Origin of the sequence: Thiocystis violacea (genome assembly GCF_016583565.1) — a bacterium.
GTDB classification, from domain to species: Bacteria; Pseudomonadota; Gammaproteobacteria; order Chromatiales; family Chromatiaceae; genus Thiorhodococcus; species Thiorhodococcus violaceus_A.
In genome coordinates, this window is record NZ_NRRF01000041.1 from 24,824 (window position 1) to 45,752 (window position 20,929).

The window sequence follows — 20,929 nt, forward strand, 5'->3', positions numbered from 1 at the left end:
GGACTCGTTCGGTGCGCGGACCCCCGATTAGACACGTCAAGCAGGGGGGATTCAAGGCGGGTCGTCGAGGAACCGGCAACCGGTCACGCATCACTGGGTCCAGATCTCGGGCTCAGCGTCCCGTCAAGACGGCATGGGTCCGCCGAGCCGATGGGCTTGGGGCGCCCAGCGTGCCCGCTCAGCTCTTGAGCGGCTCGGGCGGCTTGCGACGCTGGTCCTTGGGGCTGATCCAGGCCTCGAACCGGGCCGCGGTTAGGGGCTCGCTGAACATATCCCCCTGCGCGCGGCTGCAGCCCAGGTTCATCAGTTGATACTTCTGCTCGTCGGTGCGGACACCGTCGGCCAGGATGTCGAGATGGAGGGATTGCGCCATCGCGATCAGCGCCTCGACCACGGCCAGCTCGTGCGCCGAATCCGGCAGCGCCGCGATGAAGGTCGGATGGATCTTGAGCCCCTTGATCGGCAGGCGCTGCAACACCGCCGGCGCGGTCCAGCCGAGGCCCACCTCGTTCAGGATGATGCCGACGCGCAGCTGATTGAGCCCCTGGAAGACCTCCGCGATCTGGTTGCGGTGCTTGACCAACAATGACTCGCTGAACTCCAGCACCAGGCGCGGCGCCACCAGGGGGTTCTCTTCCAGCACCCGCGCGACCTTGCGCACCAGGTCGCCCTGCGTGAGCTGCGGTTCGCAGATGCCGATCGTCTGGGAGCGGACCGGCAGGCCTCGCGCGAGCCAGCTTTGGAGCTGCCGGCAGGTGGACTCCAGCGCCCAGTCGCTGATATCGACCATGAGGCCGATCTCGTTCGCCATGCTGAGCATGCGTTCCGGCGGGATCGCACCCAGCTCGCGGGTTTCCCAGTGGACGACGGCTTCGACGTAATCGCAGACCTCGGATTCCATGTCGACGCCCGGCCTGTAGAGGAGCTTGAGATCGCCCCGGCTCAGATCGGCCTTCAAGAGCTCCAGATAGCGCAGGCGCTCTGCCTGGGCCTCGTTGGGCGCCGTCGTCGAGATGTGGAAGCCGTTGCGTCCCTGGCGTTTGACCTGCCGAAGCGCGGATTCGGCCTCGGTGATCATGGCTCTGTGGTCATCCTCCAGCCCCGCGGTGAGCGCGATGCCGATGCTGATGTTCACATGCAGAAGGTGGTTGTGCACCCAGATGGGCGTACGCATGGCCTCCTGCAGACGCTTGGCGATGTCGGTCACCTCGTCGCCGTCACTGACCTCTTCGATGAGGAGTCCGAACTGATCGCCGCGCAGCCGGGCCAGGGTGTCGGATGGCCGGATCGCCTCACGCAGCGTGCGTGCTACCGTGCGCAGCAGATCGTCGCCGATCTTGTAACCCAGGCTGGAATTGATGTGGGAGAAGTGGTCCAGGTCCAGGATGAAGACGGCGAGGGGGGCGTCCTTGCGGCCCCCGAGCTTGATGGCGTGCTCCAGCTGGGCTTCGAACAACAGCCGGTTGGGAAGCTTGGTCAGGGCGTCGTAGTGGATGGTCTGTTCGGTGCGATGGGGTGAGTCTGGGGCGCTGGTGCGCTCGGCGAAGACGCCGACGAAATTGACCAGCTTGCCGCGGGCGTCGTCGATGCGCCGGATCGTCAGGCGCTGGTGGTAGATCTCGCCGTCCTTGCGTCGGTTCCAGATCTCGCCCTGCCACGACCCCTGACGCAGCAGGCGGCGCCACATGCCGACGAAGAACCCGCGACTGTGCCACTGTGAGTTGAGCAGGCTGGGCTTTTGGCCCAGCACCTCCGACTCCGCGTAGCCGGTGATCTGGGTGAAGGCCGCGTTGACGCTGACGATGGTGCCGGAGGCGTCCGTGATGAGAACGCCCTCGGAGGTCGCGCCATAGACGGCGGCCGACTGGAGCAGGCGACGCTCGGCGTCGCGCATGGCGGTGACGTCCCGAACATTGACGGCGACGCCCGTGACGCAGCCGTGCTCGTCCCGGTGCGGGAAGAGTCGCACCTCCGCGTCGCGTTCGGCGGCCGTGGCGTCGGCCTCGCGGATGTCCTCGACGATGCTGTCGCCCTGGTCGAGACAGCGCCCGAGGTTGCGATAGATCAGGGCCGTCAGCGCGCCCTCGCCGCAGGCGTCCACCAACGTCAGCCCGATCACCGCCTCGCGCGGCCGTCCGATGCGTGTCAGAAAGGCGGTATTGGCCGCCAGGATCCGACAGCCGCGATCGATGAAGGCGATGCGGTCCGAGGTCGCGGAGACGATGTCGGCATAGCGCGCCAGCGCCTGCTCGGCCGCGCGCTGCTCCGTGATATCCAGCACCGCGCCGCCCATTCGGCCGGCGAGTCCGGAGTCGTCCGGATAGCGGCGCCCCGTGCACTCGGCCCAACGCAGCTGCCCGTCCGGGCGTTGGATTCTGAAGTGGATGTGGAAGGCGCCCGTGGCATCGATCGCCTGGCGGATGGCGGACTCCACCAGGGTGCGGTCTTGCGGGTGAACCCGTTGCAGGGTCTGTGAGACCGTCACCTCGTCATCGGGGCTCAAGCCCCACAGCAGGAACCAGTTCTGCGAGGCGAGGATGCGGCCGGTCGCGATCTCCAGCTCCCAGTTCGCGGCGCGCGCCAGGGACAGCGCCTCGTCGAGCCACAGCATCTGCTGCAAGGCGTACTCACGATCCAGCCGTTGCAGAATCACCGAGAGTCGCCGGGCTTCGCCCGTGGGGAGGTCCGCAACCTTGGAGATGGCGACACTGGCCGGCAGCGAGCCACCGCGCGCCGAGATGAAACGTAGGTCGAGTTCGAGACTCTGATCCGCCTCTGAGTCCAGAAGCTCGACAAGCCCCGCGGTCTGGCCGGACAGGATCAGGGCGGCGAAGCTGCGTCCAACGACATCCGCGTCTTTGTAGCCAAGCAAATCCAGGAAGACGGGATCGGCTGAGTGGACGGAGAGATCCTGGTCCAGCGTGAGTGCGCTCATTGGCAGCGCCGCGAGCAGTGACATGGATTCCAGCGAGAGCAAACAAGGGCGAAAGGGGTGGCGGATAGGACCCTTGCCGGTCCCAACAACCCAAGCATCAGCCACGGGTTACGGCGATCGAGTGCTGAGTATAACGCGAAGTTTATTCAAGTGTGTACACGTCGCCCGATCGAGACAATGAGGGCGAGCCATGGTCCGCGTCAAGCGAAGGTTGTCAGTCGGTCACGTCGCGTTGGGGCGGGCGCCCCCTGCCAGCTTGTGAGCGCTTGCCCGACGGCGCGGGGAATCGCGGGACCGGTGCCCGCAAGCCGTTATCGCGCCAGCAACTTACCGCGCCCAACAGTCTTGAACCGTCGCGGTCGGGGTGCCGCTCAATGCCTTCTGGCCGAAGTTGTTGAGCGTGAAGCTCGCGCACTTGTCGCCGGCCATTCGGCCGCCGGCAACGGGGGCTGCCGTGAGGGTGAAGGTCGTGGCGGTTAGGGTCGTGGCGGAGAGGGTGTAGAGCGCGGTGCCGCTGCGCGGGGATTGGGTGATCGGCAGCGTGACGGCGTTTCCGGCCGTGTCCGTCGCGTAGGTCGGAGGCGACGTTTCGGTATAGTTGCGCTCCAGGAATTGCGCATCCTCCAGCAACGCCGCCTTGGCATCGGCGCGATTGCTCCGCAGGACGTATTCCGTATAGGAGGGATAAGCGATGGCCGCCAGGATAGCGACGATGGCGACCGTGATCATCACCTCGATCAGGGTGAAGCCGCCCCTTCCTCGCGTGTTCAGATTCCGCATGCTGTTCTTTCCTAACGCTAAACTGATTTTCGGGAAGCAGCAGACCGTCGGTTCCGAGCGCGTAGGATGGGCAAAGCCCGCGCGATGCGCTTCGTTGGGTGCGCCGAGGATCGCCGGGCGTGCCCATCATCCCTGCTTCGACCAGCTCCGAGCGCTGCTGATCGAAGCAGCCCGCCTGGCGGAGACGACGCTACTGGATCTGCTGCCAATAGATGCGTTGGACACGACCGCCGCCCCCTTCACCCTGCTGAAGCGGCGCCCCTCCCGGACCACTGACCCCCGTTGTGCCCGAGTATTCCTTGATGAGCAGCGATCCGCCCTGAGTTCGGTTCGGGTTGGCGGTCTCGAGCACGAGCGGCTCGCCGGTCATACCATAGCTGGTGGGCAGTGCAATGCCACTGACAGCCGTATCGCCTACGCCGTCGCCGTCCGTGTCCATCAGGTCGCTGTCGTCGAAGCCGTAATCCCCGTTGAAGTCGAAAACCGACGTCGCCGTGCGAGCACCTGTGATGAGGTCCAACTCCATCAGCCAGGTCGTTCCGCCGCTCCCGCAGGGGTCGTCCGTCGGCGTATTGGTGACGAAGAGGATGCGGTCCGGGACGCTTGCCGAAATGAACTCCAGGACCAAGGGGGTGGATAGGACACGTTCGGAAGGCTTGGAGCCGTCAACCGTCAGGTCGAGATACCAGCCGCGCTGGGTCGACCAATTTGGAAGATTGTCCGTCGTGGTGCGCACCGAATAGCCCGAAAAGGTCGTTGTCTGGATGATGCTCTGTCCCTGTAGGTCGGACCGGCTCACCGTCCCCGCGACTCCGTTGTCCCAAATGGCATAGAAAGACTGCTGGTCACTGCTCGCGGCGTCGTCGTCCGTGAGGTAACTGCCCGTTCCGAAATAGACGAGCAGGCCGCCGTCGGGATGAGCGGCGACCTTGGGTCTGGATGTGATCGCCTGACCGCTGTTTGCCGTGAACAGGGGCAGCCCAGCATTGCCGAGCGACCAAGTGCCCGAGCTGTTGACGAACTTCCACAGGTTTCCGCGAAGATCGCCCGCGTAGGCGACGTCGATGATCTTGTCCCCCGTGCTGTCATGAAGATAAGGGGCGGAGAGACCGTTGGTGTCTTGCGTGTTGGTCGCGACCTTGGCGAGTTGATTGCCGTTCGCGAGGTCCACGACATAGAAGTAGGCGTGCTCGTTCGCGCTGTTATAGCCGTTGCCGAAGATCACGCCCCACTGCGAGTCCGTCGTCGCCGCAATCTGCGGCTTGCCGTAAGTCAATCCCAGGTCGTTCGCGTCGCTGAATTCCCACAGCACATCGGCGGCGGTGAAAGTCGTTGGGCTGGAGATGTCCAAGGCGTAGACACTCTTGCCGCCGGCGCCGAGGCTGCCCGCGAGGTAGGTCCCCCAGGCGGCACCGATGTAGGCGTCACCGACTCCGATGGGACCATCGACGTAGAACTTGTGCGCGTAGCCCGGATCGGTCAGTGCGCTCAGGTTGTCGTAGACGCCCCTCGGCACGTAAGCGAGCTTCTCCACCCCGGAATCTGCGAAGCCCTGGTCGGCGCGGAAGCCGTGCAGCATGCCGTCGTTGGCGCCGGCATAGAGCATGGGTGGTCTGGTCGTCTTCCCGGCAACATAGGCGCTATAGCTGCCGCTGCCGTTGAGGACCATAGATCCGCCGCCGTAGCCGCCGTAGCCGTGGTCGTCGTTGGAGACATAGACGGGATCCGAGCCCAGGATATCGCCGAGGACGTTGCCATTGCGGTCGCGGAAGGCGGTGTAGCGCACCCGGCCGCCACCGGCGTATGTCGGCGTTTCGCACCCACCCGCGACACTGACGTCAAAGGTGTCCGTACTGGCGGAGAGCACCTTGAAGGCACCGTTGTAACGGGCGGATGTGCTTGCGCCGGTGATGATGCCCGAAATCGTCACCGCGTCATCGACGAGGAAGCCGTGATTGGTCGCGGTGATTTGCAGCGTTCCTGTGCCGGAGCATTGCGCATCCTGCACGCGCGCATCGCCTCTGAGCCAATTGATGCGCTGTTCGCAGAGGCCGTCGGAGGCGCCCGCGGCGTCGAGGTCGAGCGCCGTGCCGAGTGCACCTGAGCAGCTAGCGGCCGTGAGCGTCTCGCCGCTGTCGCTGTCATTGAGGGTGAAGATGTTGCGCGCGGGCGCCGCCGGCATGCGCTGTCCGGCATCCCAGACGACGCTGCCCAAGCTGTAGTCCGTCAAGTTGATGTTGCGGGCCTGGAGTTTGCCGCTCCAGTCCGCGTTGTTGGTGGCCTCGAAGACGAGGGTGCTCGCCGTCAGCGTGCCGATCGTGTTGGTGGTCACGCCCGTCGAATCGGCGCTCAACCCGGCTCCGCCGCTGGGGCTGCTCACGGCGCTGATGGTATCCAGGATGTCTTCGAAGGCCGCCGCGAGGCTGTCAGGATCGTCGGCGCTGAAGAACTTGCCGCGGCTGTTGATGGCAGTGTGCCAGAGGTCGTAGACCTTCAGAGGATCATCCGTTGTTAGGCTGAGCGTTGGCCATGGTTTGGTCCCTGCGAGCAGGGCCGAATAGTCGCCCGCGAAGGTGCTGCCGCCCCAGGCGGGGTTCGTCATGATCGCGCTCAGTCCCAAGCTGACCGTGAAGTTGGTCATGTGCTGCCAGGTCGCTGGATCGTTCTTGGGGTTCCAATAGATGTAGTCCTGGATCTGCGCATCGGTCGTGAGCGTCAAGGGGGTGGCGGTGTCGAGCTTGTAGGGGAGCAGGGTGTTGCAGGTCGGGCCAGTGCAGCTGCCTGAATTGTCCGATCCGCCGTCGCGCAGGTCGGTGCCCCAATACTTGGCGGCGAAGTCCGCCAAGGTGTCGGATTGGCTGTCCGCAAAAGGCGGTCGACTGGTGTAGCTGGTGCCGTCCGGCATGGTGTGGGATGACCCATCGAAGTTCCCGGCACTGGGCGAGGGCAGGGCACCGTTCCAGATACCGTCCGTCATGAGCAGGTGGAAGTTGCGGCGGCAGCTGTACTCCGTCCCTGTCGATACCTGCGGGTCTTCGGCGTATGGACTGTAGACACCGTTGTTTCTGTAGTACTCGCCCGCCCGAGCCAGGGCCGTGCGCAGTGGGGTTCCGGTGTCGATGGACGGGGTCGGCGGCGCGGTGTGTTCCAGCCAGTTCATGAAGCGCGCTTGGTGGCCGCTGTCGAAGTTGCGGATGCGGTTGTCGAAGTTTGTGGTGGGGTCGGTGCTATTGCGCGCTTTACAGTTCCAGGTCCCGCTGTTTGGCAGCGTATTGCAGCAGTTCAGTCCACCCTCGGAGCAGTTCAAGGTTTGCCAGCCGAAGCGCAGCTCGCCGAGCTCGACCTTTCCCATCGCCTGCATGGCGGCGGAGACCGTTGCGAGCGAGCGCGTGCGGTAGAAGGAGTACCAGTTGGCGAAGTTCTGACGCTCGTCGGCGCCGATCTCCGAGGATGGGCCGGATGTCGCGCTGACGTCGATCTTGATGTAGCAATCTTCGTCGTCCTTGGTCCCGTCACAGCTGCTGGGGCAGGTAAGTGGATGATCCGTGCTCGCGCACCAGCGATAGTAGTAAGCCTGGGTGCCGCTGACGTCAGCGGTCGTATCCGTGCCGCCTTCGATCGTGAAATCGACCTGGGCTCGATACTGGGAGGCCAGATTCAGTGTCGACGACGATGCGAGAAATCCATTGCGCTTGGCTGCGCTGAAGGAGGTGGAGTAATAGGTGGCGGCTTGGTCCGGGCGCGTGGGGAGGCGATAGCGGACGAAGGGGTTGTAGTACATCGCGTTGAAGTCGGACGACTTGAACCGATTGGTGCCGACGTAGCGGACTTGAAAACCGCCCGAGCTAATGCAGCTCGGCGAGCAAGTGGCCGTGCTGCCGACACGCCAGTCCTCCGGCAGAAAAGCCGACATCATGCTCGCCGAGTCGTCGAGCGTCATGATCAGGTTGGGATCGACGCCCAGGCTTCTGAGAAAGAGCGGCGTGTTCGGGATGTCCAGCGGGACCGCCATACCGATCGAGGAGCAGAGCATGCCGGCGGCGAGAGCAGGCCCCGTCTTCAATAGTCTCTTCCAGGCGATTCGACGCATCTCGGTGACTCCCTCAGTTGATGGCGTACATGGTTTGCAGGATGACGACGGCCTGCGTCTCCGCGCCGATGCCTCGGGCTGTGACCCTGTAGAACTCACAAGTCGCAGTTGCATTGCCGGGGCAACTTCCGCTCGGCATACGCTCGACCAGGTAGCTGGGCTGCGTTGCGACGCCCGCTAGGGTGCTCGGGACGCGTAAGTCGGTCGATCCCCAGTTGAAGGTGCTGCTCCAGTAGTCGAGATCGTTCGCGTGCTGCTCGCCGTTGTCGCGAACGCCGTCATTTGCCGTTGTCGTGGCCGCTGTCTGCAGGCTTGCGATGGTCTGGCTGTTGATCCAGGTTTCAGCGGTTTCGATCGCATGCTCGGCGGCCTGAAAGGCCAGATCGCGATTGCGCGTGTTGCTGGCCATGCGCTCCTGCATGGTGTTGTTCATGGTGCCGCTGGTGCCCAGGAGGGTGAGCGCCACCAGGAAGATCAGGGCAACGATCAGCGCCGCCCCGCGCTCGGAGTCGGCGAAGGGGCGTCGAGTGCTCACAGCAGGCGATTCCTCACGGCGAAGGTGTTGGTGAATTGCTTGGTCAGCGCGGTGCCCGTGGTGGTGACGTTGACGTCCTGGCGCGAGGTCAGGCTCAAGGTGACGCGCACGCTGAGCACGCGCTGCCAGCGGTCGGCGGCAGCGCCGGGGATCGTCGTCGAGCCATTGGAGCCGGCATTGACGTCGTCTGCGTCATAGTAGTCATCCACGCTCTGATCTGGAGTGGCGTCGATATCGACGCCGTACTCGATCTGCATGTCCTCGACCCATTGGGCCAGCTCGGTCGTCTGCGTTGTCGCGGCGCCGCCAGAGACGGTGAGCTCTTGGAGGTGCAGCGTTGGCACCCCGCTGGCGTTGTTCGCGACATAGTAAGTAGATGCCTTGAGCGGGAAGATCTTGCGCGCCTGAATGGCGCCCGAGAAGGCGCCGAGGGCTGCCGTCGAATTGCCTGGGGTTGCGGTCGCCGTGTCATAGGTCAGCGCCATTGTTCCGACGCTGCAACTGCCGGCGGCGGAGACCTGGAACAGGGCCGAGTGGGTATAGTCCGAGGCGACCATGATCTCGCCCGCCGCCGGAAGTCCCGTGGTCGGACAGGTGGTGAAACGCAACGTGAAAGTCCCGGCTGACGTGAGGGTCCCGGCCGGGTTGTTGGCGACGCAGGTGGCGACGGTATCCGCGGGCAGGCAGAGGCTGAATTCTCGATCCGAATCCGCATGCACGACAGTGACCGCATCCGTGGTCGCGAGCGGCGCTGGACTCAATCCGCTGGGGTAGCCCCCGCCCTGCTCGTAGCCAATGAGTGGGGTCTGAAAGAGATCGATCAGATTGGGATCGAAGCTCGGCGCGTTGACCGCGTTGACCGGTGTCCCGCCATTCGCCGGTCCGCCCGTGTAGCCGGCCATGCGCACGTCGTCGCCCATGTACTCGAAGGTGAATCGCGCCGTCTCTTGAATGGTCGCCAGCGCCTCCATGCTGTTGTAGCTGCTCTTGGCGCCGAGGTAGACGTAGCCGATGCTGGCGATCAGGGCCAGGCCGATCGCCATGGCGATCATCAGCTCAATGAGGCTGAAGCCCGTCTGCGAATGCTTGGTGCCAGTGCTGTTCCAGACGCGTGTCTTCATGGTCAGAAGCTGGAGCTCGTCGTGAACGACTTGGTGTCGGTTGGGCTTTCGTCCCATTGGACGGTGATGGTGACGGCGTTGCCGGCAATCGCGACGCCGCCCAAGCCGTTCGGCATGTTTGCCGCCAAGCCGGTCAGCCAGTCGCCGAGGTCTCGCTGAGCGACAGTCGTCGGTGAGCTTGGTGGGGCGGTTCCGACAGAGACGGCATAGGCGCCCGCGCTTGCTCGGTTGGCTCGGATGCAGTCGAGGATGTCGTAGGCATAGGTGGTGGCGTAGCTGCGGTAGAGCGCGGTCCGATTGCTCTTCATCGAAACCGTCTGCAAGGCGGCGAAGCCAAGCAACCCGATGGAAAGCACCACCATGGTGATGAGCACTTCGAGCAAGGTCACGCCGCGCTGTCGGTACCATCCTGAGACTGACGCATGCATGCTCATGGACAGGTGCCTCTGATGATCTGGATCTGGCCGGTCCGGCTGATGACGATCTGCCGTTGCGCCGGCGTCATGCAGAGCGTCAGGGTTGCGTTGGCGAGGACGCCGCTTGCCGAGCTGGATCCGTTGGGGAAGAAGCTAATGAATTCGGCGAAATCGCTACCCGTCTGGATGAGGTTGCGCGTCGAAGGCTGGCCAACCCGGATGAGATCGTCATTGGCGCCGTCGCGTGTTCCCTGAGTTCCCTGGTCGACGAAGATTAGCCAACCGTCTGGCCAAGTTGCTGCCGTGTCCGTATCGCAGGCGGGGGTGGTCGCGGTGACGGCCGCAGCCGTATCGGATGACTTGCAGACCGTGACCGTGCGTCCCCGCTTGATCGCTTCCGAGCGCGCGAGATTCAGCGCCGCGCTCAACTCGTTCGTGGCGCCGGTCACGCGGTTGTTGGTCATGATGTTCTCGAATCCCGGCGCCGCAAGCGCGACCAGAATGGCCAGCACGGAGATGGTGACGAGGAGTTCGATGAGGGTGAAACCGATCAGCGCACCCCGTCGCGCCTTGTTGCGGCACTCACGGATGGAACGCGCTGATGACATGGGGGCACTCACAGCACCGAAGCGTTCGGCGACACAAGGGAGTCAAGCGCTATCGCGCGGGATGCGCCGAGGAGGAAGGGGGTTGCCGCGCCCACCGTCGCATGGTTCGTCACACGGCGTTGAGCCTGGGATATGAAGGAGGCAAGATCTAGTCGTGAGCGTTTCATTGACGGCACCGTTCAAGCAGCTGAGGGCAGTCTTATCTGACCGCTTCGAACAACTTTGCATGCTTTCTAGCGTGCTAGCGCAGCACACGAAATTCTATCGTTTTGGCTGCTCGATGTCGCAGGCTTTACTGTTCTCCGCGTGATTTCCTGATAATCGGCGCGTGGAGTCGATTCAGAGCCATTCTTTAGTCCGAATGGCGCGCGTCAAACCAGCAATTTCCCCTTCAAAGTGGCGCGGCCGGGTGAGTAATCGGCCTCCGTGCCAAAGGTCGGCATTGTCGCGTGGCTGCTCTACCCACTGGATATGGCCGTCTTTGAAAAATCTCAGCCAACGCTGGGCTTCGGTTTCGACCTGCTCGGCCTGGAACTTGTTCAACTCCAGCAGCCAGATCCCGCCATGGTCGAGCGAACAACGCCCCCGCGCATCGCGCAGGCGGAAGTCGTGGGCGTACTCAGACAGCTCGCACAGCACCTCCTCACCCAGCAACCAGATAGCGGAGGGTGGCTTGAGGCCGCCACAGTCCTCGCCGCCTGCCAATTGGGCAGTGTAGAGATCTGTCCACGCATAGAGGATGCGGGCGAGCAGATCCGATGATTCAGCAGCTGAATCTCAATCTCATGGAGCCGTTCGCGCTGGTCGCGTGCCTTCGCGTCGACAACGTTGAGCTTATCGTCTAGATGCGCGTACTCATTTGCAGAGTCCAAGCCGTCGCGTGACCAAGCGCAGCGCAAGCCACGAATGCAAGAGGCTTTGTTGGTGAGAGCGGCACCCCGCAGCACCCTGATTTGCCGTTCCGCCGAGCCGCTGCTCCCACGTCGGTGTGCCGGAACGAGGACCGCGCGCCCCGCTACCCGACGGTGCACCAAAGCGAAAACGGGCGCCTTGATCGCAGCCCGAGTGGAGACACCACTGGCTGTGTCCCTTGACGGACATGATTTGCTGCCAAAAGGTCTGTCGCGGCGCCGCGAACCCGTGTCGAGTTGCTCGCCATGATGTGTGAAGTAGCGCTCAATCCGGCGATCGACCCTGCTCTATAGTTTCCACAACTCAGTGACAGAACACGGCTCGCTTGGTCGTGGCGGAACTGCGTCGAACTAGCCAAATCCCGCGCACTCCTTTCGTCTTACCGTGACGATGGACTGACGATCCAGCATCAAAATGGAGCTGCCGTTTGCCATGCCAAACCGACCTCAGTCCGCAACCACGCGGCGCTACCAATGGATACCCGCGCTCAGGTCAATGGTGTTGACCTCTGGTTTCACGTTGATCGAATTGGTGATGACGATCGCGATCGCCGCCGTGTTGCTCAGCGTCGCCGTGCCTAGTTTTCAAAGCGTCATCCGTACGAATCGAGCCGCGTCGCTAACGAACGAACTCTCGACTGCGCTGCAGCTCGCGCGTTCCGAAGCTGTCTCGCGCGGCAAAACGGTCACGGTTTGCAAGTCCAACCACATGGCCGATGTCAGCCCTACCTGCAACGCCGCTGCGAGCTGGCAGGATGGCTGGATCGTGTTTGTCGATGATGACAGGAATGGCAGCCGTGATGCTAGCGGCGGGACTACCGAAACCATGCTTAGGGTCGGTCAGCCATCGAGCGACACGGCCGTGATAACGGGCGATGCCAACTTTGCCAACTATGTGAGCTATCTCAGCGACGGTCGCAGTGATGGAATCAACTCCCAAGATGGCGGATCTCTGATCATCTGTGTCGCTGAACAACAACGCACCATTGAGATAGCTCCAACTGGCCGCCTCCGCATCATACCCGGAACATGCCCATGAGTACGCCTTGCCCCAGAGTGAGCAGAAACGTTCAGCGCGGATTTACCCTCATCGAGGTTCTCATTGCTGCGCTTGTGCTTGCTGTCGGTCTTTTGGGACTATCCGGCTTGCAGGCGATTTCACAAAAGCTTAACTACAGTGCATACAAGCGAGGACAAGCTGCAAGTCTCGCGTATGAGATTGCGGATGCCATCCGCGCGAATTCCGGTAACGCCAGCGACTATATCGGAACGCGGACGCCGAGCGCCTGTGACATTGAACTTTCTCGCTCGGATGCCGGTTCCGTTGCCGAAAATGATCTTGATGAATGGGAAAATCGCATTGCTTGTCTATTCCCTGGTGGTACTGGTATTGCTCAAGGCTCAATCGTACAGTCCGGTAACGAACTTACAATCAAAATATCTTGGGACGAATCGCAAGCCCGAGCGCTGGCTCCGGATGAAGAAGCGCCCGCAACACCTGAGACCGGTTCCGATGAAGACCGGCGAGACGAATTCGAGGTCAAAATTCAACTATGAGAACTAAGAACCTCAATCTCTGTCGTTTCGTCAGCATCACCCCACGGCGTGGTTTCACGTTGGTTGAGCTTCTAGTCGCCATGACTGTTGGTTTGTTCCTGACGACTGGAATTCTGTCGCTCTTCATCGGCAGCAAGCAAAGCTACACCAATAATGAAGCGATGGGTGCCGTACAGGAAAACGGGCGCTATGTACTGGAGCAGATGGGCCAAGAGTTGCGCCAAGCTGGACTTCTCGGTTGTCAGCGCACATTGATGCTGCAAAAAACGCTACCGGAAGTCGGATCATCCGGGCGGCTGATGCAGGGGTTTTCCGATGATACCTATAAAATCTACAATGCGCTTGCGCTCGTCGATCCAGTCGATACAAATCCCAACACGGATACTGAGGCGGTCGACTGGTGGTTGTACAATCTAAATAGCCAAGCGCCGATTGAAGGCTTCGATGGAACGGGCAGTGGTTTTGTCGCATCGGAGCCCCCTGACTTTATCAGCGTTTCAGGCTTATTCGAAGAATTAGGCATCGATAATGCGATTAGTGATCATGATGTTGTTGTCAGTCGTCGCGTCATTGGTCGGCCAATACCAATCATCCAAAACGATATCCCGACGGGCACACCGCCGGTGGCTCAGCCGCTTGTAGTCCTAAGTGCAAGTGCGGCTGACATCAAGGCGGGTGACATCGTCGTCGCCAGCACATGCGAACATGCGACCGTCTTTCAGATCACGAAGATCCAGGTAAACACGCCCTGTGATGGTTTCGATACGGTTGAATTCAAGCCGCTTCCCGCGAGCGATTCTGATTACGCCCCACCCGGAAATCAAGATTATGCTGCAACGGCCGATCCTACCGCTAATGTTAGCCTAGGCAGTCGCTACGCGAATGATATTGACATGGGCGCTGCTTGCGGGATGGCGAATAAAAATGATCTTGTAATCGATACGATTGGTGCGCTCTACCGCTTGCAGGTCAATTTTTACTATGTCAAGAACAACGATGATGGGATCCCGTCGCTTTACAGGAAAAGCAATCTGGGCGATGAGCAGGAGCTTGTAACCGGCGTCTATGGCCTGCAGTTCCTCTATGGAACCAATACGCTTGCCTCTAGTTGTGGCGGCACTAATAGTCCTGATCTCTCAGGCTATACACCTGCGAATCAGGTCGTAAACTGGAACGAGGTCAATGCCGTAAAGATATCCCTGCTGCTCGGCAGTACGGATGAGGGCCACGGTAATATCGTCGATGTGCCGATCAAGGCGCCTTTCCCCGATACCGGTGATGATGGTGTCTTTGACGCTTCAACTCTGGCAGCGAAAGACCGACATCGCCTATTCCAGGTTTTTACGTCGACGGTGTTTCTCCGCAATAAGCTGCCCTGTCTTGGCGTCGACCAGTGGACAACACCGACCGGTACCAGTCCGTAGAACACCGGCCTTGGTCATCAGTTGAACCGGTAAGGTGGACGAGCGAGAGCGAAGTCCACCGAATCCCGTTGGCACTGGGGATGGTCGACGCCAAAATCGCGGTTAGTGCGCTATATTGACTCATCAGGACAGGATCAATGCGAAAATTTGCCAAGCAACAAGCCGGGGTCGTGCTCGTCGTCGGTCTTATTTTTCTGCTTCTGATGACGATTATCGGTGTGACCGCGATTCAAAGTTCGACTATGCAGGAGCGAATGGCGGGTAACGCGAGCGATCGAAATGAGGTTTTCCAAAGTGCGGAGGTCGCATTGCAGACTGGGGAGGCTCAAGTCATCAATCAGGATTGTGCGTTCCTCGATAGTCACACATACGCTAGACCCGATCCGGACAATGTAGAAAGTTGGAATGGAAGTGAGGATGTCGATTCGGACTTCAGCAGTGTCTATGTGCTAACGCGCGTACCACCGCAGCTGAGCGAAGATGAAAGCGGAACGGCGGAAGATGACGAGACCTGCGGCGGCTTCTACTTCGTCACGGCAAAGGCCGAGTCTGCTAAAGGTATGACGGTTGTCGTTCAGTCGACCGTATTTAAAAAGTATTGAATGAATTCTGGCTTCTTGTGGAATCTTTTGGTGTTTTTTTCTCAGAGATTACGATTGATACTATGCGATAACGATTTGGGCCTTGGTGATCAGTTGGACCGGTAGGGTAGACGAGCGAGAGCGAAGCCCGCCGAATCCCGCGCTGTTGTTGGTGGGATGCGCTGCGCCTGCCACCCTGCAGAAGACGATTGGTCCGAAGGATGATCAGCGCCAAGATTTTCGTCTGGCGACCGAGGATGCATAATGTGTTTAAACGCAGTCTTTAATTAAGTCATGTTTTCTTTCTTCTGTGTTCAGGAGCCGATGATGAAAATAAGCATTTTAAGCCGTGAGCCTGGCTCAGGTTTCCGTTCATTGCTGCGATGCATTGGTCTTGCCGTCGTGGCGTTCTCATCGTCGGTGTTCGCGGAGCCCGCGCAATTTCCTTTATTCATGGGTGGAGATATCACCGCTGCGCCACTGACAATGTTGGTGATGGGTCGCGACCATACGCTGTATTACGAAGCTTACAACGATGCGTCGGATCTCAACGACGATGGTTTGCTCGATGTTGGCTACAAACCTGACGATATCGACTACTTCGGTTATTTCGATTCCAATTTATGCTACACCTATAACTCAGGCGAAGGTCGCTTTGAGCCGAGTAACGCCGCTGCTTCAAAGAAATGCAGCGGCAGCAGTGGTCGTTGGAGTGGCGATTTTCTCAATTATGTGACGACCGCGCGAATCGATGCGCTACGTAAGGTGCTTTACGGCGGTCATCGTATTGTCGACGAGGGCGGTGAGGGCGATGATTGCCTGCCAAACGATTGTATCACTGTGCTCGAACGCTCTTACATCCCGCAAGACGCGCATAGTTGGGGTAAGGAGTACCAAAGCGTTCTGAAAGATGGCTATGAAATCAGTGACTATACGCCGCTTTCAGCTCCGAGCAATGGTTCACGGCACCTTTTTGCGAATACTACGCTTTTGAAATCCGGCAACAAGGAGCCGTTGATGCGGGTATTGCAGAATTCCAAGTATCGCATTTGGGAATGGGTTGCGATCGAACGGCCTGTTGCGGGCGAGAAATGTCTCCATGGTGGCAATGGGCCGGCATGCGTCACGTCTGGAGGTGACATATGGGAAGTCGTTCCCGCATCCGCGCTCGATCTCACTCAAACAGTCTATAAGAAGAGCGGCAGTAGCCCTGGTAGTAAGGCAGCCTTCGATACGTTGGTGACAACTTACGCAACTACTGCGAATCTCTGTGGTAGCCAGGCCGTTAACACAATCAACGGTAGCGGAAACCCTTTCGCGGGTGTCAATGGCTGTACTAGTGACAACTACTTGAACTTATTTGAAGGTACGATCACGATAAAAACGGCGGGAACTTATACGTTTTCTATTGATGGTGATGATGCAGTCGATCTCCGAATTGATGGCTTGGATCGCGTTGGATGGTCTTGGTATGGGGGGCATGGAAATTGCAATTGTAACACGCATTCAGACAGCATCTACCTGACGGAGGGTACGCATAGCCTGCGCTTTCGTCACGAGGAAGCCACCGGTGGTGACAACTATTATCTACGCTGGAAGGTTAGCATCCCGGCATCGACGCTCACTGATTACACCGTACGCGTGAAGGTCTGCGATCCGAGTTTTTCCAGCCCGAATTGCAAAGCCTATCCGGATGGTCCACAGAAGCCTGTTGGGCTGTTACATCGCTACGGTGAAACAGACGAGATGCTTTTTGGTCTGATCTCCGGGTCCTTTAAGCATCCAACGAATATGCGTGGCGGCGTGTTACGTAAGAACATCGAAAGTTTCAAGGACGAAGTCGATTTAAGTTCGGGTGTCTTTACGGATACGCTCGGGATCGTTCGAACCATTGATCGCTTTCGCATTGTCGATTTCAATAAAGACAAAAGTTATGAGTATCAGGGCGGTTGGCTAACGACGGCCCCCATGGTCGACTCTACGTCTCAATTCCCAGATTGGGGCAACCCGATTGGAGAGATGCTTTACGAGAGTTTGCGTTACTTTTCGGGTAAAGACGGTCCGACTCACGAATTCATGCCGACACTGACCTCCGGTAAAGAAAGGGTAACCTTGAGAGATTATTATGGAAGTTCAACAATGGATCTGCCGGCCCCGAATTGGGTCGATCCCTATACGCGTGATGAGGGAGCGGCGCTCTATTGCTCGCCTGGCGCGCAGTTGGTGATCAGTGATGTCAACCCATCCTACGACACGACCTATGTGCCAGGCACTGCGTTTGATGGCGCCAGTTTCGGCGGTGGGGATATCAGCGGACTTAATGTCAGTTCAGAAGCCAACACGATCTGGAACGCCGAGCATGGCGGTTCTAGTCTTCATTTTATAGGTCAGGTTGGCGACGACTATGATGGTGCGCCAAGTGCGAAGATCGTCAGTGGATTCGGCAACATCCGCGGCCTTTCGCCTTCAGAGCCCACCAAACAGGGCGGCTATTATTCCGCAGCTATTGCGCACTATGCATTTGAGCATGATCTGCGTGCGGATATTGAGGATAAACAAGACGTCAACACCTTCGCGGTCGCACTGGCATCGCCGCTGCCGCGTATCGATATTCCTGTTGGTGCTCGTCGTGTAACGCTGGTGCCGTTTGCAAAATCTGTCGGTGGAAACAGCATCAACGTCAGTGAAGGCGCTTTTCAACCGACCAATTCCATTGTCGATTTCTTCATCGAAACCTTTGCGAATACCGATCCGCTCGGATCGGATGCCGATCCGGATATCAACGACGGACGCGCATTGGTTCGGTTTCGGATCAACTTCGAGGACGTTGAGCAAGGAGCTGATCATGACATGGATGCCATTGTCGTGTACGAGGCGAAGGTCAACGAAGACGGTACGCTCACTGTCCAGTTGACTTCGGAGTATGCGGCTGGGGGCATCATTCAACACATGGGCTACGCCATTTCCGGTACGACGAAGGACGGTGTCTATCTTGAGGTCCGTGATTCTGATACGGGTGAAGGTAGCGATCCGGATTATTTCCTCGATACCCACGCAGGGCTCGATTCTGGCGCCTGCGCCGGTGCTTCTCCCGCGAGCGCTTGTGACAATCCATTACCCCTCTTGGCGACACGGACGTTTGAGGTCAGCAGCGGTTCCGACGTTGCTACCGTCTTGGAAAACCCGCTTTGGTACGCTGCGAAGTATGGGTCAGAAGGCAATGAACGCCTCGCTGCTGGCGAAACCTCGCCGAACTATTTTCTAGTAACCAACGCAGGCACCTTGCAGAAACAACTCGAAACTGCGTTCGAGAGTATGATCTTGCTTGGGAAGTCTTCCGCTTCCGCGATCTCTGTCGATAGCGTGAGGATTGACAGCGAAACGCTTGCTTTTCTGGCGAACTTCGACAGTTCGGACTGGAGTGGTACGTTGGTTGCGTCTAACGTGGGCGCCGACGGGAAGCTGACCACAGAAGTGTGGAACACAGATACCGTCGCTTTGCCGGCACCGGACGACAGAGCCATCTTCACTTTCTATCCTGGCAACGCGGATACTGATCCGGCCGGTATAGCCTTCGATTGGTCTTCGCTGAGTGCGGCTCAGAAAAGCAGTTTGGGTGCGGATGCGACCGAGCAGGCGAATGTGCTGGCATGGTTGCGCGGCGATACCAGTCTCGAAGGACCTGGCGATGCGGATTTTCGCGAGCGCGAGAAAATGCTGGGCGACATCGTGAACTCCAATCCAGTCTACGACGACACGACTGGCACGCTCTATGTCGGCGCCAATGACGGCATGCTGCATGCGTTTGATGTCGCCGACGGTACCGAAACCTTCGCTTATATACCGAACGCGCTCTTTCCAACGCTGAGAAATCTGACCAGCCAAGGCTATATCCATCGTTATTATGTGGATGGTTCCGCGACCATTGGTGAAACGAGCGACAGATCGATCCTGATCGGTACCCTAGGTGCCGGCGGTCGTGCTGTTTTTGCGCTGGATGTGACTGACCCCGAGCACTTCGCGGCCGAGGATGTTCTTTGGGAGATATCGGAGACGACACAGCCGGTCGATAACCTCGCATTTGATGGGCCTGATTATGCGGAGCTCGGCTACATGATCGGCCAGATGTCTCCGACACCTGCTATTGGGTATTGGAAAGGCCAATGGGTTGCGGTGTTCGGTAACGGCTTCGACAGTGGGACCGGTGCAACCTTGTTCGTTGTCAATGCCGCAACCGGGATGCTGGTGGATAAACTGACTGTTTCGACCGAAACCGATAATGGGCTCGCGGGAGCGGCCCTAGTGCTCGACAGCGACAAGCATATCGCTGGAGCCTATGCGGGCGATCTGAAGGGAAACCTCTGGAAGTTCGACTTTACGGGCAGTGCGCTTGCCCTGGCCTCGAACGGTGCCCCACTCTTTGTTGCCCAAGATGTCGATGGTAATCGACAGCCGATTACGGCTGCGGTGAATTTCACTAAGCACCCGGATGGAGGAAACATCGTCGTATTCGGTACGGGTCAGTATATGCGCTCAACTGATCCGACTAATTTAACGGGGCAGACAGCCTATGGCATCTGGGATAATGCAAAGCTGCAGACCGCAAGCGGCAATCTTTCCTGGAGTGGTGGATCGGCAACCTACCGTGGAGCGTTGCTGAAACAGGAGTTCTTATACGAAGACGTCATCGGTGATAGAAAATGGAGGGTTGTCTCGAACAACTCGATCAGCTGGGCAACGCACCGCGGGTGGTACGTTGATTTGATTTCTCCCGTGGATGGCGCGCAGGGCGAGCGTATCAATTATCAGGCCGGCATCATCCCAGGCAGTGGGGAAGCCGTGTTCACAAGCATCGTGCCCACGGCGTCGGATGATCCCTGTATGGCGGGCACCGCTTATCGTTGGATTTTTATCCTCGATTCGCTGACGGGTGGAATTTCAGATTGGACGCGTTTCGATGTCAACGAAGACGGTGTATTCGACATTGATGATGTCAAGAAGATCACGGACCCAGATAACCCCGACGCGACCTCGTTGGTTCCTTACATTGGATTCACCACGGACTTTGGTGGTGCTGTATCCTCAGGAGGAAGCGGTACGGACGTGATTCTATTGAACGAGCGTAAGTTACCCGGTGGTCCGCCGCGCCAAAGTTGGCGTCAGCTGCGCTGAGGTTTCGGCCACCACCGCCCGCTGCCGTCGTGTTGATCGCAGCGGGCAAACCATATTCTGATTGGCGCAAGGAAAACCCAATGCACAAGTGCGCATCGCACCGAGGTTTTACCCTGATTGAACTCATGATCGCGGTGGCCGTTGTCGGTATTCTGGCCGCGATCGCTTATCCTTCTTACCAAGAGCAAGTGCTCAAGTCCTGGCGTGCCGATGCCTCGGGTTGCCTTCTCGAGCTCGCGAATCGCATGGAACGGCGCTATACCGGGAGTTCGGCTTATACGGCTCCCGCAACGCCCGATCCAATGCTCGATTCGGGTTGTGCGGCGGAAGGGAATATGCCGAATCGATACGATTTCGTGTATGAGGGAACGCCGAACGCTACCGGCTTCGAACTACGAGCCGCACCTCAAGGCGTTCAAGCCAATGACAAGTGCGGGACTCTGACTGTCAATAATTGGGGAAGAAAAGGCGTTGTTGGAGCTGCCACCGGCTATGACGCGGCAACTTGCTGGCGTCGATGATCCGATCTTACCAGTGCAGCAGAGGGGGTGTGGTGAGGCCGACGGGTGCTGCGAGAGCGCCGTCATCGCGCGCGTGCGGCGCAGAGTGGCAAGGGTTATTAAACGCTCATCAACGACACCTTGCACGCGAGCCGCGCCCTTGACGGAGCAGCTGCTCTATGCCCTGACCGCGCGCGGGGAGGCGACCGGCGAGCACCTCTACCGGCTGCGTCAATGCCTGGCGGCGAACGATTTTCCCAGCTTGGCCGGGCGGATCGAGTCACTGTTCGCGGGGATTC

Annotated in this window: 14 protein-coding genes; 6 read left to right on the forward strand and 8 right to left on the reverse strand. The window is 59.4% G+C overall.

Annotated features, from left to right (window positions below; translation table 11 throughout):
• Nucleotides 1-178 precede the first annotated feature (178 nt).
• From CKO23_RS15910 to CKO23_RS25725, 8 genes are all read right to left on the reverse strand, one after another.
• Complete coding sequence (locus tag CKO23_RS15910; protein WP_200332801.1) at nt 179-2,935, reverse strand: EAL domain-containing protein; 2,757 nt, start codon at nt 2,933-2,935, stop codon at nt 179-181.
• Between the two features lie 327 nt (nt 2,936-3,262).
• Nucleotides 3,263-3,715, reverse strand: coding sequence for a type IV pilin protein (locus tag CKO23_RS15915; protein ID WP_200332802.1), 453 nt, complete (start codon nt 3,713-3,715; stop codon nt 3,263-3,265).
• A 190-nt stretch (nt 3,716-3,905) separates the two neighbouring features.
• Nucleotides 3,906-7,805 carry a pilus assembly protein gene (locus CKO23_RS15920; RefSeq protein WP_200332803.1) on the reverse strand — a complete coding sequence of 1,300 codons (3,900 nt, stop codon included), beginning with the start codon at nt 7,803-7,805 and terminating at the stop codon, nt 3,906-3,908.
• A gap of 13 nt (nt 7,806-7,818) precedes the next feature.
• Complete coding sequence (locus tag CKO23_RS15925; RefSeq protein WP_200332804.1) at nt 7,819-8,340, reverse strand: PilX N-terminal domain-containing pilus assembly protein; 522 nt, start codon at nt 8,338-8,340, stop codon at nt 7,819-7,821.
• The gene (locus CKO23_RS15930) at nt 8,337-9,461 is read right to left on the reverse strand and encodes a PilW family protein (protein ID WP_200332816.1); all 1,125 of its coding nucleotides are present in this window, start codon (nt 9,459-9,461) and stop codon (nt 8,337-8,339) included. The genes CKO23_RS15925 and CKO23_RS15930 overlap by 4 nt, the downstream gene beginning before the upstream one ends.
• A 2-nt stretch (nt 9,462-9,463) precedes the next feature.
• Entirely contained in the window at nt 9,464-9,895 is a 432-nt protein-coding gene (gene pilV, locus CKO23_RS15935; protein WP_346014618.1) for a type IV pilus modification protein PilV, read from the reverse strand.
• Nucleotides 9,892-10,485: a GspH/FimT family pseudopilin gene (locus tag CKO23_RS15940; protein ID WP_200332805.1), complete on the reverse strand. Its 594-nt coding sequence runs from the start codon at nt 10,483-10,485 to the stop codon at nt 9,892-9,894. The genes pilV (CKO23_RS15935) and CKO23_RS15940 overlap by 4 nt, the downstream gene beginning before the upstream one ends.
• A gap of 339 nt (nt 10,486-10,824) precedes the next feature.
• Nucleotides 10,825-11,190: a hypothetical protein gene (locus tag CKO23_RS25725; RefSeq protein WP_242482485.1), complete on the reverse strand. Its 366-nt coding sequence runs from the start codon at nt 11,188-11,190 to the stop codon at nt 10,825-10,827.
• Nucleotides 11,191-11,811: 621 nt separating this feature from the next.
• On the opposite strand from CKO23_RS25725, the gene CKO23_RS15950 reads away from it, so the two are divergent.
• The 6 genes from CKO23_RS15950 (at nt 11,812) to CKO23_RS15975 (ending at nt 20,651) form a co-directional block, all read left to right on the forward strand.
• A complete protein-coding gene (locus CKO23_RS15950; protein ID WP_200332806.1) occupies nt 11,812-12,435 on the forward strand; it encodes a GspH/FimT family pseudopilin in 624 nt (207 codons plus the stop codon).
• The gene (gene pilV / locus CKO23_RS15955) at nt 12,432-12,953 is read left to right on the forward strand and encodes a type IV pilus modification protein PilV (protein ID WP_200332807.1); all 522 of its coding nucleotides are present in this window, start codon (nt 12,432-12,434) and stop codon (nt 12,951-12,953) included. The genes CKO23_RS15950 and pilV (CKO23_RS15955) overlap by 4 nt, the downstream gene beginning before the upstream one ends.
• Nucleotides 12,950-14,377, forward strand: a complete 1,428-nt coding sequence (locus CKO23_RS15960) for a PilW family protein (RefSeq protein ID WP_200332808.1) — start codon at nt 12,950-12,952, stop codon at nt 14,375-14,377. The genes pilV (CKO23_RS15955) and CKO23_RS15960 overlap by 4 nt, the downstream gene beginning before the upstream one ends.
• 137 nt (nt 14,378-14,514) lie before the next feature.
• On the forward strand, nt 14,515-14,979 hold the full coding sequence (locus CKO23_RS15965) for a pilus assembly PilX family protein (RefSeq protein WP_200332809.1): 465 nt from the start codon (nt 14,515-14,517) through the stop codon (nt 14,977-14,979).
• A gap of 306 nt (nt 14,980-15,285) precedes the next feature.
• Entirely contained in the window at nt 15,286-20,130 is a 4,845-nt protein-coding gene (locus CKO23_RS15970) for a PilC/PilY family type IV pilus protein (RefSeq protein ID WP_200332810.1), read from the forward strand.
• A gap of 80 nt (nt 20,131-20,210) precedes the next feature.
• Nucleotides 20,211-20,651 carry a type IV pilin protein gene (locus tag CKO23_RS15975; protein WP_200332811.1) on the forward strand — a complete coding sequence of 147 codons (441 nt, stop codon included), beginning with the start codon at nt 20,211-20,213 and terminating at the stop codon, nt 20,649-20,651.
• Nucleotides 20,652-20,929 lie beyond the last annotated feature (278 nt).

Coding starts and splice junctions, on each gene's coding strand:
- CKO23_RS15940 (WP_200332805.1), bottom strand. CDS start 10,485: ATGTCATCAGCGCGTTCCATCCGTGAGTGCCGCAACAAGGCGCGACGG.
- CKO23_RS15920 (WP_200332803.1), bottom strand. CDS start 7,805: ATGCGTCGAATCGCCTGGAAGAGACTATTGAAGACGGGGCCTGCTCTC.
- CKO23_RS15950 (WP_200332806.1), top strand. CDS start 11,812: ATGGAGCTGCCGTTTGCCATGCCAAACCGACCTCAGTCCGCAACCACG.
- pilV (WP_200332807.1), top strand. CDS start 12,432: ATGAGTACGCCTTGCCCCAGAGTGAGCAGAAACGTTCAGCGCGGATTT.
- CKO23_RS15970 (WP_200332810.1), top strand. CDS start 15,286: ATGAAAATAAGCATTTTAAGCCGTGAGCCTGGCTCAGGTTTCCGTTCA.
- CKO23_RS15915 (WP_200332802.1), bottom strand. CDS start 3,715: ATGCGGAATCTGAACACGCGAGGAAGGGGCGGCTTCACCCTGATCGAG.
- CKO23_RS15965 (WP_200332809.1), top strand. CDS start 14,515: ATGCGAAAATTTGCCAAGCAACAAGCCGGGGTCGTGCTCGTCGTCGGT.
- CKO23_RS15930 (WP_200332816.1), bottom strand. CDS start 9,461: ATGAAGACACGCGTCTGGAACAGCACTGGCACCAAGCATTCGCAGACG.
- pilV (WP_346014618.1), bottom strand. CDS start 9,895: ATGAGCATGCATGCGTCAGTCTCAGGATGGTACCGACAGCGCGGCGTG.
- CKO23_RS15910 (WP_200332801.1), bottom strand. CDS start 2,935: ATGAGCGCACTCACGCTGGACCAGGATCTCTCCGTCCACTCAGCCGAT.
- CKO23_RS15975 (WP_200332811.1), top strand. CDS start 20,211: ATGCACAAGTGCGCATCGCACCGAGGTTTTACCCTGATTGAACTCATG.
- CKO23_RS15960 (WP_200332808.1), top strand. CDS start 12,950: ATGAGAACTAAGAACCTCAATCTCTGTCGTTTCGTCAGCATCACCCCA.